This is a genomic window from Acinetobacter sp. YH01021, assembly GCF_013420255.1.
Lineage (GTDB): Bacteria > Pseudomonadota > Gammaproteobacteria > Pseudomonadales > Moraxellaceae > Acinetobacter.
The window spans coordinates 73,180-87,551 of record NZ_VOYO01000001.1 but is presented as its reverse complement, the minus strand read 5'-3'; the positions used below and the strand labels follow the sequence as shown (position 1 = coordinate 87,551).

The window sequence follows — 14,372 nt, the reverse complement described above, 5'->3', positions numbered from 1 at the left end:
TCCAAAAGAAATCTAGCACTTCTTTGGTCTTATTTTTTTTATCATTTTATGCTTTAATACAGCCACTTTTTTTCATACTTCATCTGGGCGATATTTTTTATTGCTCGGATTGTACTTTGTACATCTAATTTGTACACATTTGAGATAGGCCTCACCATGACCCAAGTGAACGCACCAGAATTCGTTCGTCACCCTAAGCTTATTGCTTGGGTGGAAGAGATTGCTAAATTAACAAAACCAGCAAAAATTGAATGGTGTGACGGTAGCGCAGAAGAATATCAACGTTATATCGACTTGATGATCGCTAACGGCACAATGCAAGCGCTGAATCAAGAAACTCATCCTGGTTCTTATCTTGCAAATTCTGATCCTTCTGACGTAGCACGTGTTGAAGATCGTACTTACATCTGTTCTGAAAACAAAGACGATGCTGGCGCGACCAACAACTGGGAAGCACCTGCTGTCATGCGCGAAAAATTGAACGGTTTATTTGACGGTTCAATGGCAGGTCGTACACTTTATGTGGTTCCATTCTCAATGGGTCCATTGGGTTCTCATATCGCTCATATCGGTATCGAGTTAACTGACTCTCCTTACGTTGCAGTAAGCATGTCTAAAATGGCTCGTATGGGTAAAGCTGTTTATGACGTTCTTGGTACTGACGGTGAATACGTTCCTTGCGTACACACTGTAGGTGCTCCGCTTGCGAACGGCGAAAAAGATGTTGCATGGCCTTGCAACAAAGAAAAATACATTGTGCATTACCCAGAAACTCGTGAGATCTGGTCTTATGGTTCTGGTTATGGCGGTAACGCATTGTTGGGTAAAAAATGCCTGGCATTACGTATTGCATCATTTATGGGTCGTCAACAAGGCTGGTTAGCTGAACACATGCTGATCCTTGGCGTGACCAATCCACAAGGCGAAAAACACTACATCGCAGCTGCATTCCCATCTGCATGTGGTAAAACAAACTTCGCTATGTTGATTCCACCAGCTGGCTATGAAGGCTGGAAGATTGAAACTGTAGGTGACGATATTGCCTGGATCAAACCAGGTGAAGACGGTCGCTTATATGCAATCAACCCTGAAGCTGGCTTCTTCGGTGTAGCGCCTGGTACCAATACCAAAACCAACCCGAACTGTATGGCAACCATGCACAAAGACGTGATTTATACCAACGTTGCTGTGACTGACAACGGTGAAGTTTGGTGGGAAGGTCTGACTAAAGAAGCGCCTGCTAACTTGACTAACTGGAAAGGTCAACCACACACTGGCGAAGAAAAAGCAGCGCATCCAAATGCTCGTTTCACAGTTGCAGCTGGTCAATGCCCTTCTATTGACGCTGACTGGGAAAATCCAGCTGGCGTGCCAATTTCTGCGTTCATCTTCGGTGGTCGCCGTGCAGACACTGTGCCTCTAATTTCAGAAGCATTTGACTGGGTTGACGGTGTTTACAAAGCTGCAACGATGGGCTCTGAAACAACTGCTGCTGCTGTTGGTCAACAAGGTGTTGTTCGTCGTGACCCGTTCGCGATGCTGCCATTCGCTGGCTACAACATGGCGGATTACTTCACGCACTGGTTAGAAATGGGCGAGCAAGTGGGCGCGAAAGCTGCCGCTGCTGGCAACAAACTTCCAGGTATCTACAACGTGAACTGGTTCCGTCGTGATGCTGAAGGCAACTTCGTATGGCCTGGTTTCGGTCAAAACATGCGTGTTCTTGAGTGGATCATTGACCGTTGTGAAGGTCGTGCTGAGGCTGTTGAAACACCAATTGGCCTAGTTCCTACTTATGAACAGTTGAACTGGACTGGTTCTGACTTCACTAAAGAACAATTTGACCTAGTAACTTCTCAAGATAAAGATCAATGGATCAAAGAACTTGAAAGCCATACTGAATTGTTCGACAAGCTAGGTGAGCGTTTACCGGAAGCGTTAAAAACTCGTCAAGCAGAACTTATTGCTGCGGTTAAATCTGCTTAATTGCTGATTTAATTTAAAAAAGGTCGCGTAAGCGGCCTTTTTTATTGGCTGTTTAAACAATTGATCACAATTGACCAGAGCAGCTGCTTAAGCAAAATATGGCATACTTAAACCAAGACTTCAGGAACTATAAATATGAAAAGAACAACAGTAATTTTGGCTGTGGCTGCAAGCAGTTTTGTACTGAGTGCATGTCAGACCACACCCCATCAATTCAATGGACAAAGTGGTTATGAAATTCTGGAACGTTCAGGCAATACAGCAACCCTGAGCTACACCCTCTCAGGACGACCAAGCCAGGATGAAAATCGCTTGCAAGCCGCTTGCAGACACGTGTTAGGAAATTCCAAAACTTACAACATCCAGATTTTAAGCACCAATGAAATTTCCAATCCAACTGCGGAACAGGAAAACTATGGCCGCCAACTGGGTAATAGCCGCACGCAAATCAGCTTGAGCAATACGCCTGATTTACATAATAGCGAGAACCCGGGTGCACGCGAAGCTTTAGAAGCCCGCCCTACGACCATGCGGGTTATTCGTTATACCTGTTCTTAATATCTGATACTTAGTTACTTAATCAGAGTAAGACAATCAAAAAGGGCCTAGTGCCCTTTTTAATTTTTTAAATTTAACGTGTTTTATAGAAACTGACATTACGAAATTCGGGCGATTCATCCAAATCCGGCCAGGTCGTCGCACTACGCTCATCCAGTTTTTCATATTGAGGATGACTAAAGTTTTTTACCCGACTGTCTGCAACCCACACCTCAGGTGCAAATTTTAAAAACTCATCCAGGAAGAAACGGTTACATTGATCATAGAGCACATCTGCGGCTAATAAAATATCCACCTTCTCTGCCTTATATAGGTCATCCAGATATTCAAGCTCGACATCATTTAGCTCTGCATTGGCACGACAGGCATCTAGACTAACTTGATCGATATCACAGCAGATCACACGTTTTGCACCTGCCATTTTCGCCGCAATGGCAACTACGCCCGATCCCGCCCCAAAATCCAAAACTACTTTGTCTTTAACATGATGCGGCTCTGCCAATAGCCACTGCGCCATCGCCAAGCCTGAGGCCCAGCAAAAGATCCAGTATGGTGTATCATTCCAAATGCGACGAATCACCTCATCATCCAGCTTATCTGTTGGGAATACTGGCGGAATCAGCCACAGGGAAATGGGTGTATCCGGCAATTGCTGTGCATGTAGCTCACAGTGTGGAATCACATCATGCAAGGCTTTTAGTAGATGTTCTGGGGCTTGAGGGAGTCGGAAGGTGCAGCTCATTAGATTTCTTTTAATTAGTATTAATGTCTTTGAAGAATCTCCCCTAGCCCCTCTTTAAAAAAGAGGAGGGAAACTCCATCCAAAAATAGTGATCAGAGTTCCCTCCTTTGAAAAAGGAGGGTTAGGGAGGATTTGATTAACCTAAAGCTTTTTCAGCAGCTTCAACCGTTTGACGGATTAAAGTGGTAATCGTCATTGGACCTACACCACCCGGAACTGGTGTGTAAGCAGAAGCAATTTCTTCAATGCCAACAAGTTGGATATCACCAACACCACCGCCATCACGTGGATGGAAACCAGCATCAACAACCACTGCACCTTGTTTGATCCAGTCTTTTTGAATTAATTCTGCTTTACCTACCGCACCGACAATGATATCTGCTTGCTTAACAAAGCTTGCAAGATCTTGAGTACGTGAATGGCAAATGGTTACGGTTGCATTCGCTTCTAGCAGCATCGCAGCCATTGGTTTACCCAAAATTGCAGAACGACCTACAACTACCGCATGTTTACCAGCGATTTCAATGTTGTTCTCTTTCAGGATAGTCATAATACCCGCAGGCGTCGCTGAACCATAGGCTGCCTCACCCATTGCCATACGACCATAGCCCAGGCAAGTGACACCATCTACGTCTTTTTCAAGCGAGATTGCATCGAAACAGGCACGCTCATCAATTTGCGCAGGAACCGGGTGCTGAAGCAGAATACCGTGCACATCAGGATTTGCATTTAATTTTTCAATTTCAGCCAATAATTCTTCAGTTGTGGTTTCTTTAGGAAGTTCCACTTTGAGTGAATCCATACCAACACGGCGGCAGGCATTGCCTTTCATGCGAACATAAGTTGCAGATGCACCATCGTCACCTACCAAAATCGTCGCAAGAATTGGAGTACGACCTGATTTTGCTTTCAGCGCTTCTACGCGAGTAAACAAGTCAGCTTCAATTTGCTTCGCCAATGCACGACCGTCTAGAACTAATGCCACGGCACTTCTCCCAAGTGTTGATATGAATCAATTTTGCACATTCTACATGAATAATTTAAATATTTTCCGCCAGATGATGTTTTTATGCGCATACAGATGAATACACTATTGTTTTTTTTTCTGAGCTTGCTAATATACGCATCAACAAGACGCGGCGGGGTGGCAGAGTGGTCATGCAGCGGACTGCAACTCCGTGGACGCCGGTTCGATTCCGACCTCCGCCTCCATCTTGTTAAAGCCCGAGTGGTGAAATCGGTAGACACAGGGGATTTAAAATCCCCCGCCCACAAAGCGTGCCAGTTCGAGTCTGGCCTCGGGCACCATTCTTCTACTATAGAAAGATGGTGCAAATAAAGAACCCAGCGAAAGCTGGTTTTTTTATGTCTGTAATTTAGTTAGTCAAAAAATAAGTAAATTAAATTCCCATTTAAAGTGTCATCATTAATCAGGCCCTCCTGCTCTGCTTTCTCAATATCATCCAGCAGAACGTAAATATCCTTGCAAATCCTGTTCCAGTTTCTGCTGAAAATGAATCGGCTCAATAATTTTCACATAGGGCAACCAGTAACGCACCAAAGGCAACAACTGCATTTCGTGACGAATCTGGCAACTGATCACTAACTCTCCAGTCTCGGCTTCCTGCTCGATCTGCTGTTCTGGAAATAAACGGCGCTCTTTAAAAAAGACCGTGACTTCAGGTTGTACCCTGATTAAGACTTGCTGCTTTTGCTGCCCAAACCAGATGCTGTCTTCATCTGCCAGCATTTTCAGTATTTCAGGATCATGCGCAAAGCTCTCCGCCTTAGAAACCAGCTTGAGCTGTTGCACCTGACTTAAGCGATAAGTGCGCAACTTGTCCTGATCTACGCCCACCAGATACCAGATACCATGATGGTGAATCAAGCGATAAGGCTTAATGATTCGCAATTGATCTGAATATTGCAACTCAACCTGCTGACGTTTATAGATTGCGCTTGCAAGCAACTTGAAATGTTCGGCAAACTGTTTGGCATCTTCAAAATAATAGCCTTTTGCCGAAAATACCTGATTTGCCCGCTCATCCAGCAGTTCACGCATAAAAGACATATCCAACGCCGGATACAACTCACTGATCCCCGAAAGCTGGGCAAAAGTCTGGATATCCTGCAATTTAAACCGCCCTAAATAAGAGGGTTCCAGATAATATCGTTTCTGTTCATCTTGAAGTAAGGGTAAGTAAGAGCCTAGACGATCAAAATCACGCTCAATGGTGCGGGTGCTGACCTGAAATTCTGCAGCTAGCTCTGCAGCCCGGAGTTGATATCCGACGTTTAATTTGGTCAAAATTCTGGCTAAACGCTCTGCAAGACGCTCATGTGTTGAAGCTGGGCGCTTCATAAATCCCCACTTAATACATTCTCATGTACTTATTTATCGCTAGATGTTGAATGATTATACTGAATGCCGATCAATGAATAATATTAGGACAAAGTCTAAGATATTTTTTTGCATCAGATCTTGACCCTTTATTCACCCTAAACATACAAGATCTTATTTGGATTTTCTGGATGCTTTCTTGCTTGAATGACGATTTTGTATTGTTAATCTTTCTATATAACGCTCCAGATGCAGCATCGCCCGATACATTTTATGTAACTCTACCCAGCTGATGGTTCCGCGAATAATCATTTTATGAATACGTCGTAATGCTCTTAAACTATGTTTTGAACTATATGCTGTTGAAATAATTTTCATCTTATTTTCCCTCTCACATTCATGTGAATGTTTAACCATTTGGTCGGAATTATCTATACATGCAATTTACGTGTCATAATTGACAGGTTGTGTCGAACGGTTAACATTTTTTAATTTTTATTCAAGATTTTATATATTTATTTGTAATAATATTTTACTTAAAATTAAAAAAAGCCAGTAAAATTACTGGCTTTTTTTGAATCACTTATCTCGTATTAAATAATTTCAACTACAACTTTACCCACATGCTCTCCAGTATCCATTGTGGCATGGGCATCCTGAATCTGATCGAACTTAAACGTTTTATAGATCATCGGGAGACATTCGCCTTTTGCCCACAATGGTGCAATCTGCTCTTTCAGGCCTTGTGCAATTTCCGCTTTTTCAGCCGTGCTGCGTGCACGCATGGTCGAACCGGTAATGGTCAGACGTTTCATCATGATTTGACCCAGTTTGACTTCTTTGGCCTTGGCACCACCCAAGAAAGCGATATAGACCAGACGTCCATCACGGCGCAACAAATTCAAATTACGCTCTAAATATGGTGCACCGACCATATCTAAAATGACATCGACACCACCATTGTCAGTGGCTTCATTAATAACTTGCTCAAAGTCCTGAGTTTTATAATTAATAGCCGTGGTTAAATCAGAAATAGCCGCAACTTTTTCATCTGAACCGACAGTTGCAAAAGTTTTGATTCCGAGTGATTTACACAACATTAAAGCAGTCGTACCAATCCCGCTCGTTCCACCATGTACCAGTACAGTTTCCCCTGCTTTGGCCTTACCCATCTGGAACACGTTCGCCCATACAGTAAAGAAAGTTTCAGGAATGGCCGCTGCCTGTACAAAACTTACGCCTTCAGGAATATTCAAGGTCTGGCTTTCAGGTATCACGCAATATTCAGCATAACCGCCACCATTGGTCAAACCACAGACTTGATCACCAACTTTAAACTGGCTCACATCACTACCAATCGCAACCACCTCACCTGCCACTTCCAGGCCAGGAACTGGCGTTACCCCTTTCGGCATCGGATATAAGCCTTGACGCTGCAGGATATCTGGACGGTTAATACCAAAGGCATGAACTTTCACCAGAACTTCATCTGCTTTAGGTTCAGGTACAGTCACCGTTTCATAAGCGAGTTTATCGACACCACCTGGTTCTGTAATAATGACTTGCTGCATGGTTTGTTGCGACATGATTTCTTTCCCTAATCTATGCATTTCATATATCTTGGACTTATTTGAACATAGTTAGCATGAGGAATGAAGCTACATCGGACTTATGTATAATCGGGGGACTATTCAGGAAATTGATAATAGGCCAACCATGACCCAAGTGATCGAATATAACGAAAACAATTACAGTGATTTTGAGTGGTTTGAAGGTTTTGCCGTGATTCGCTTTTATGCAGACTGGTGCAAGCCCTGTGTTCAGAATTTTCCGATCTTTGCCGAACTGGCGACATACTATGCTGAGGTAAATCCTGAAGTTAAATTTGGCAAGATCAATGTGGATCAGTCTCCGATTTTAACCTTGCGCTATAATGCCTATGGTTTGCCTTTTACGCTTATTTTTAGAAATGGAGAAATTATTAAAAGGATTGCAGGCGTGAAAAGTTTAACCGAAATGAAAGCAATTCTGGCCTTAGTCCTCAATGATTCTTATGAATAATTACCCATGTGAAGCCAAATCTAACAAAAATATTTCTTTTAGCTCACTATCTAAATACGGAGCCTTTAATTAACTACGCCCTTTATATTCCTTTACCATTCGATCACTCACATCTTCCGGATAACACAGCGGCGCATATCCGCCTGCACGATTATAAGCACTACGCTTACCACAACGACTACCATTACTTGCAGTATTGTAAGGACACGGACAATTTCCCGGATAATTCTCAATCGACTGCTGGATTATTTTTTGCTTGATTGCTTCAACGCTTTGGCTGCTCTGTTTGGCTTCAGCTCCAAAAGCCACACACAAGCCAGCCAGCAATATTAATTTTTTCATATATTCCCCAAATCTAGGGAGTATTGTATTAATTGACTAGTAAATTGAAAGATCACATTTTGACTAATCGAATGATTTTCATGCAATCAAAATTTAGGCAATAAAAAACCCGCTTTTCAGCGGGTTTTTTTAAATCAGCCCAGTCTTATAGACGAACCAATTCCACAATCTTCTCAGCAAGCTCTTCAACTGCTTCAGCAGTTAAAGTCGTGTCTGTACCTGCAGCATCGGTAATTACAACCACACCAGTTTCACGAACCAGTGCAACCTGCTCCGCATTCAAACCTGCTTTAGCAATAGCAACGATCCCTTGCTGAATCAGCAAGCTTTCTAGCGCCTGAGCATTTTCCAAAGCTTTAGCAGTTACAGTCACCGCAGCAGGTTTTTGACCCAAACGTGCCGCACGTGCTTCTGCAGTGACAGGCTCATCGTGTGCAGACCATTCAACTGATTCTTCCACCATACCCGCACCAATCGTCACGTTATTCAAACGATCGATGAAGATAAACGAACCGGTGAAACGGCTGTCTTGATAACGGTCAAAGACCACTGGTGCATCAAATTCAACAGTCACATTGGCAATAGCATTTAGCTCAAGCTTATCCACCTGAACTTTTTCCAATGTGTTAACGTTGGTACGGTAATGAATTGCCGTTACTTTTGCCGGAACAGTTTGCGTACCAATCTTAATGTTGTACAGCTTACCCAGTACAAGTGGTTGATCAGCCATCCACACTACAGTCGCTTGAACTGAACGTGAAATATTTGGAACCGCTTGATCAGCACGAATTAACACGTTACCACGTGAAATATCAATTTCATCGTTAAGCGTTAAAGTCACTGCCTGACCTGCAACTGCATGCTCAAGGTTGCCATCAAAAGTGACAATTTCTTTAACAGTCGATGATTTACCAGAAGGTAATGCTGTTACGGTATCGCCAACATTGATATCGCCAAGTGCGATCGTACCGCAGAAACCACGGAAGTCGAGGTTTGGACGGTTCACGTATTGCACAGGGAAACGGAAATCCTGCTTCGCTGAACTACGGTTAATTTCCACCGATTCAAGTGTACCCATCAGCGTTTCACCAGTGTACCATGGCGTATTGGCTGACTTGTTCACCACGTTATCGCCATTCAATGCAGAAATAGGCGTAAAGATGATATTGCTTGGTTTACGATCGCCCAATTGTGCAACGAATGCCGCATATTCAGCCTGGATTTCATTGAAACGTGTTTCAGAGAATTCCACCAAGTCCATCTTGTTGATCGCAACAATGATGTTCTTGATCCCGAGCAAACTCGCAATAAAGGTATGACGACGTGTCTGGGTTTGCACGCCATAACGTGCATCAATCAAAATGATTGCAAGGTCACACGTCGATGCACCTGTCGCCATGTTACGAGTGTACTGTTCGTGTCCCGGCGTGTCCGCGATGATGAACTTACGCTTTTCTGTCGAAAAATAACGATAGGCCACATCAATGGTAATACCTTGCTCACGCTCTGCTTGCAAACCATCGACCAGAAGTGCCAAATCAGGTGCATCACCTGTCGTACCGACTTTCTTCGAGTCACGGGTCACGGCCTGTAATTGATCTTCATAAATCAATTTTGAATCATACAGCAGACGACCGATTAACGTCGATTTACCATCGTCCACGTTACCGCAAGTCAGGAAACGCAACAGGTCTTTATTTTCATGTTGTTTCAGATAGCCCAAGATATCTTGGCTGATTAAATCAGATTGATGAGACATCGCTCAAAGCTCCACATATTCTTTAGAAATCGGTTTTTGAATCCCCCTGTACCCCCCTTTATAAAGGGGGAAATCTCCTCTCTTTTTAAAAAGAGGTCGGGAGAGATTCTAGAAGTAGCCTTCCTGCTTCTTCTTCTCCATCGAGCCTGCTTCATCATGGTCAATCATACGACCTTGACGCTCAGAACTGGTTGCCAGTAACATTTCCTGAATAATTTCCGGCAAGGTATTGGCTGTAGATTCCACAGCACCTGTTAATGGATAACAACCCAACGTACGGAAACGTACCGATTTCATTTGTGGAACTTCACCTTCTTTTAAAGGCATACGTTCATCATCAACCATAATAAGTGTGCCACTACGTTCAACCACAGGACGTTCTGCAGCCAAATAAAGTGGTACTAATGGAATACTTTCCAAATAGATGTATTGCCAGATATCCAGCTCAGTCCAGTTAGATAACGGGAATACACGAATACTTTCGCCCTTGTTCACTTTACCGTTGTAAAGATTCCAAAGTTCTGGACGCTGGTTTTTCGGATCCCAACGATGTTTCGAATCACGGAATGAATAAACACGTTCTTTCGCACGTGATTTTTCTTCATCACGGCGCGCACCACCAAAAGCAGCATCAAAACCGTATTTATCCAGAGCCTGTTTTAAGCCCTGAGTTTTCATGATGTCGGTATATTTAGAACTACCGTGGTCGAACGGGTTAATACCTGCCTCAACCCCTTCTTTATTCTGATGCACGATCAAATCGAAACCATGGGTTTTCGCCATGTTGTCCCGGAAAGTGATCATGTCTTTAAACTTCCAGCCTGTATCGACATGTAATAATGGAAATGGAAGTTTTGCTGGGTAGAACGCTTTTAGCGCAAGATGCAGCATGACCGCTGAATCTTTACCAATCGAATACAGCATGACCGGATTTTCAAACTCGGCAGCAACTTCGCGGATGATATGAATACTCTCAGCTTCAAGCTGTTTGAGATGAGTAAGTCTTTCCTCATTTAACGACATGGACAACACCAGCTTAGAAAAACGTGTACTTATGACACTTTTGAAAATTTATATTCATTATAGTGATTTACTTATCCTATCCATTGCTTGTTTTATGATATTGATATATCAAAAGCTCATATAAAAATTCATCAATAATGAATATCAGTTTTTATGAATCAATGATTTGCACAATTCAAGCAAGGATATTGTGTGGTAGAGGTATATATTAACCTGTCGCTAAACCAATAAAATCCTAGGAAAATAATCTAAAGTAGTGGTTCTCAAATAGTTGAAAAATTACTAAAGTAAGACTCAATTCTCCCCTTGATATACTTTACTTATGCCCTATAGCGCTTTTGATCTCACCACTGTAAAAACCCGTCTGGAACAGGCCCAGCTTGCTGGTTATATTTATCAGCACCAGCAAAATATTTTGGTCTTACAAGAACCTTTCAGTGATGATGGCAAGCCTTTAAATATCTATCTGCAACACGAGCTGACCGCGGATCAAATCCGATTACAGTTTGGTCTGCGTTTGCAAGAAGGTCATTGGGAATTTCTAATCGGCTTTACTTATAGCAATCAGAACGCAGTTTACGAAATTGGTGCTGGGAACCTCAAAGGTGATCAAAAAGCCTTTAACTTATTATATGCCTTTTATAATTATCCTAAAGCGTTCTATCTGGTGGCATTACCTTTGACAACCAACAGTCAGATTTTGGAGCAAACCTTGCAACAGCAGCTTTTCAAGCAGCCTGATCTCGACTTCTTGAATACTGCAGTCAAGGTCAATCCTATGGGCGAACAGGTCAAATGGATGCAACACTATATTCTGCAACAGACTTTAGATATGAAAGTCCGGATTCAGACTGCCCTACTTTAAACTTGAACAGAAAAATTTGGAGATACTCAGGTCGATGTATCTCTATACTTTCTCAGGCAAGCACACACAGAGTGCCATGCTATTCAGAATTCCTATTGCCGCTATGGCATCACTTGCTCAAACATCCAGTTAGCTTCTTATAGTTTATTATTAATTTTAATAGTTCAATAATTATTAAATAATCAATATATTCAATCCTTGTTTATCGGGTTTTTTGTTATTTTTTTGCATACAAAATCAGTAATTACTGTTATCGTTATATCAATAAAAACTTTCAGACACTTTTCCTAAAAACATAATTATAGAGATAAAGAAATGTGGGAACTGTTTACGCATCCATCAAATATCGTATTTAGTATTAGCCTGAGCCTAATGCTGATGTTTGCTGCACTAGAATGTATTCTATTGCTGCTCGGCGGCGGCTCTCAGCATATCTTCGAACAGTTTTTACCTGAAGATCCCCTGCAACCAGAAATAAGCCCGGATCAGTCTCCGGGTGTTTTCAGCAAAGTATTTGACTGGTTATATCTGGGGCGTCTGCCTTTATTTATCTGGCTAATCATTTTTCTGACCAGTTATGGGTTAAGCGGTTTATTGATTCAGGGCATATTTGAGCGCCTGACCAGCCAGCTGTTTAATGTTTGGCTGATTTCTCCGGCCTGCCTGTTTCTGTGTATGCCTGTGGTGCGCTTTCTTGCCATGGCCGCCAGTAAGCTCCTGCCCCAAGATGAAACTTCCGCGATTTACAGTGATGAACTCATCGGACGTACCGCGACCATTATTCTGGGAAATGCCAAAGTGAATTCTCCCGCACAAGCCAAAGTCCGGGATCAACATGGCCAGACTCATTATGTTCTGGTTGAACCAGAAAACAATCAAATTCTAAATCAAGGTCAGAATGTAGTTCTAACCCACAAAACCAAGAACGGCTTTCAAGCCATTGCACTTTAATTTTATTTAGCTAGCACTCAATTGAGACTTTATAACAATGTTAACATTTGATTTATATAATATTTTAATTATTGCGGGAATTATTTTTGTAGCACTGGTGACCTTCGGTCTCATCATTGCACGTTTATACCGTCGTTCAAGCAAGGAAATTTCCTTTGTACGTACCGGTTGGGGTGGAGAAAAAGTGATTTTAGGTGGAGGCGCAATCGTGCTCCCTGTCTTGCATGAAATCATTCCAGTAAATATGAATACCCTACGTCTTGAAGTCCGCCGTGCTGATGATCAGGCACTGATTACCCGTGACCGTATGCGAGTCGATGTCATGGCCGAATTCTATGTCCGAGTCAAACCTACCGCAGATTCAATTGCCACCGCAGCACAAACCCTTGGTCAAAAAACCATGTCACCGAATGAACTAAAAAATCTGGTGGAAGGTAAGTTCGTTGATTCACTGCGCGCAGTGGCTGCAGAAATGGCCATGGAAGAACTGCATGAAAAACGCGTCGATTTCGTACAAAAAGTACAGCAAGTCGTTTCGGAAGATTTACATAAAAATGGTCTGGAGCTTGAAACGGTTTCCCTAACCGGACTGGATCAGACCGGATTTAAATACTTCAACCCGCAAAATGCATTTGATGCTGAAGGTCTGACCAAGCTCACTGAAACCATTGAAGATCGTCGCCGCAAGCGTAACCACATTGAACAGGATACCGATCTGGCGATCAAAACCAAAAATCTGGAAGCTGAACAGGCGCGCCTGCAAATTATTCGTGAAGAAGAATATGCCAAGCTGCAACAAGAACGTGAAATTGCCATTCGCCGTGCTGAACAGCTGGCTGAAATTGCCGCTCAGGAAGCCGGCAAAAAACGTGAAGCAGAAGAAGCACAAATTGCCGCTGAACGAGAAGTCGAACTCAAGCGTATTTTGGCCGCCCGTGATGTCGAAAATGAAAATATTCAAAAGGCTCAGCTGATTCAAAAAGCACAGGTCGAGCAAAAGAAAACCATTGAACTCGCTGAACAGGACCGCGCCATTGCCATTGCGGAAAAATCACGTGCTGAATCTGAAGCTAAAGCCCAAGCCGATCAGGCGCGTGCACAAGCGGTAAAAGCGGAAGAAGAAGTCATCACCGTACGTCAAATCCAGCAAGCAGAGCGTCAAAAGGCAGTTGAGCTGGTCGCAGCCAAAGAACATGCTGAAAAAGATGCAATTGCCATTACAGTTGCCGCTGAAGCTGGCAAACAAGCGGCAGCAGATGATGCAGAAGCAGTGCGGATTGCGGCTGAGGCGGAAGCAGAAAAAGTCCGCCTTAAAGCCAAGGGCGAAGCGGATGCGAAAATTCTACTGGCTCAGGCAATGGAGAAACAGTATCAGGTGGATGCTGAAGGTACACGTGCGGTCAATGAAGCCAATAACGTCCTGTCACCTGAACAGGTCGAAATGCAGATTCGTCTGGCCATGCTGAAATACTTGCCTGAAATTATCAGAGAAAGTGTCAAGCCAATGGAGAATATTGATGATATCAAGATTCTCCAAGTGAATGGCCTACATGGCGGTCATGCCGGTGCCTGTCAGGCAGATGCCCATCATGAGAATAGTAATGTTGCTCTTTCAGATCAGGTGGTGAATAGCGCCCTGCGTTATCGTAGCCAGGCACCGCTCATTGACAGCCTGATGAGTGAGCTCGGTATTCAGGGTGGAGATATTAATGGGATGACCCAAAGCCTTAAAGCTAAAACTTAA

14 protein-coding genes and 2 tRNA genes are annotated in these 14,372 nt (G+C 43.1%); 8 read left to right on the top strand and 8 right to left on the bottom strand.

The window, feature by feature from the left end; genetic code table 11:
* Positions 1-156 precede the first annotated feature (156 nt).
* The gene (locus FTT86_RS00380; protein ID WP_004730232.1) at positions 157-1,986 is read left to right on the top strand and encodes a phosphoenolpyruvate carboxykinase (GTP); all 1,830 of its coding nucleotides are present in this window, start codon (positions 157-159) and stop codon (positions 1,984-1,986) included.
* Positions 1,987-2,121: 135 nt separating this feature from the next.
* Positions 2,122-2,544 carry a hypothetical protein gene (locus FTT86_RS00375; RefSeq protein WP_005262346.1) on the top strand — a complete coding sequence of 141 codons (423 nt, stop codon included), beginning with the start codon at positions 2,122-2,124 and terminating at the stop codon, positions 2,542-2,544.
* A 73-nt stretch (positions 2,545-2,617) separates the two neighbouring features.
* On the opposite strand, the gene FTT86_RS00370 is transcribed toward FTT86_RS00375, so the two are convergent.
* Both FTT86_RS00370 and folD read right to left on the bottom strand, forming a co-directional pair.
* Positions 2,618-3,286 (bottom strand): methyltransferase, encoded by a 669-nt coding sequence (locus FTT86_RS00370; RefSeq protein ID WP_004279468.1) that lies wholly within the window; start codon positions 3,284-3,286, stop codon positions 2,618-2,620.
* A 136-nt stretch (positions 3,287-3,422) separates the two neighbouring features.
* A complete protein-coding gene (gene folD / locus FTT86_RS00365) occupies positions 3,423-4,271 on the bottom strand; it encodes a bifunctional methylenetetrahydrofolate dehydrogenase/methenyltetrahydrofolate cyclohydrolase FolD (protein WP_004646309.1) in 849 nt (282 codons plus the stop codon).
* A 153-nt stretch (positions 4,272-4,424) separates the two neighbouring features.
* On the opposite strand from folD, the gene FTT86_RS00360 reads away from it, so the two are divergent.
* Positions 4,425-4,498: transfer RNA gene (locus FTT86_RS00360), tRNA-Cys, on the top strand.
* Positions 4,499-4,508: 10 nt separating this feature from the next.
* Positions 4,509-4,594: transfer RNA gene (locus FTT86_RS00355), tRNA-Leu, on the top strand.
* Positions 4,595-4,745: 151 nt separating this feature from the next.
* On the opposite strand, the gene FTT86_RS00350 is transcribed toward FTT86_RS00355, so the two are convergent.
* From FTT86_RS00350 to FTT86_RS00340, 3 genes are all read right to left on the bottom strand, one after another.
* On the bottom strand, positions 4,746-5,648 hold the full coding sequence (locus tag FTT86_RS00350; RefSeq protein WP_071850596.1) for a YafY family protein: 903 nt from the start codon (positions 5,646-5,648) through the stop codon (positions 4,746-4,748).
* A gap of 153 nt (positions 5,649-5,801) precedes the next feature.
* Complete coding sequence (locus FTT86_RS00345; RefSeq protein ID WP_004646307.1) at positions 5,802-6,005, bottom strand: hypothetical protein; 204 nt, start codon at positions 6,003-6,005, stop codon at positions 5,802-5,804.
* Positions 6,006-6,220: 215 nt separating this feature from the next.
* Positions 6,221-7,213 (bottom strand): NAD(P)H-quinone oxidoreductase, encoded by a 993-nt coding sequence (locus FTT86_RS00340; protein ID WP_004279464.1) that lies wholly within the window; start codon positions 7,211-7,213, stop codon positions 6,221-6,223.
* 130 nt (positions 7,214-7,343) lie between these two features.
* On the opposite strand from FTT86_RS00340, the gene FTT86_RS00335 reads away from it, so the two are divergent.
* Entirely contained in the window at positions 7,344-7,688 is a 345-nt protein-coding gene (locus tag FTT86_RS00335) for a co-chaperone YbbN (protein WP_180180366.1), read from the top strand.
* A gap of 69 nt (positions 7,689-7,757) precedes the next feature.
* Here FTT86_RS00335 and FTT86_RS00330 read toward each other — a convergent pair whose 3' ends face one another.
* The 3 genes from FTT86_RS00330 to cysD form a co-directional block, all read right to left on the bottom strand.
* Positions 7,758-8,030 (bottom strand): hypothetical protein, encoded by a 273-nt coding sequence (locus FTT86_RS00330; protein WP_004279462.1) that lies wholly within the window; start codon positions 8,028-8,030, stop codon positions 7,758-7,760.
* Between the two features lie 145 nt (positions 8,031-8,175).
* On the bottom strand, positions 8,176-9,789 hold the full coding sequence (cysN, locus tag FTT86_RS00325) for a sulfate adenylyltransferase subunit CysN (protein ID WP_071850592.1): 1,614 nt from the start codon (positions 9,787-9,789) through the stop codon (positions 8,176-8,178).
* A 108-nt stretch (positions 9,790-9,897) separates the two neighbouring features.
* Positions 9,898-10,812 (bottom strand): sulfate adenylyltransferase subunit CysD, encoded by a 915-nt coding sequence (cysD, locus tag FTT86_RS00320; protein WP_004730252.1) that lies wholly within the window; start codon positions 10,810-10,812, stop codon positions 9,898-9,900.
* 322 nt (positions 10,813-11,134) lie between these two features.
* On the opposite strand from cysD, the gene FTT86_RS00315 reads away from it, so the two are divergent.
* The 3 genes from FTT86_RS00315 to FTT86_RS00305 all read left to right on the top strand — a co-directional run bounded on the left by FTT86_RS00315 (position 11,135) and on the right by FTT86_RS00305 (position 14,372).
* Positions 11,135-11,677 carry a hypothetical protein gene (locus tag FTT86_RS00315; protein WP_180180365.1) on the top strand — a complete coding sequence of 181 codons (543 nt, stop codon included), beginning with the start codon at positions 11,135-11,137 and terminating at the stop codon, positions 11,675-11,677.
* Positions 11,678-11,992: 315 nt separating this feature from the next.
* Positions 11,993-12,628 carry a YqiJ family protein gene (locus FTT86_RS00310; RefSeq protein WP_180180364.1) on the top strand — a complete coding sequence of 212 codons (636 nt, stop codon included), beginning with the start codon at positions 11,993-11,995 and terminating at the stop codon, positions 12,626-12,628.
* Between the two features lie 37 nt (positions 12,629-12,665).
* Positions 12,666-14,372 (top strand): flotillin family protein, encoded by a 1,707-nt coding sequence (locus tag FTT86_RS00305; protein WP_180180363.1) that lies wholly within the window; start codon positions 12,666-12,668, stop codon positions 14,370-14,372.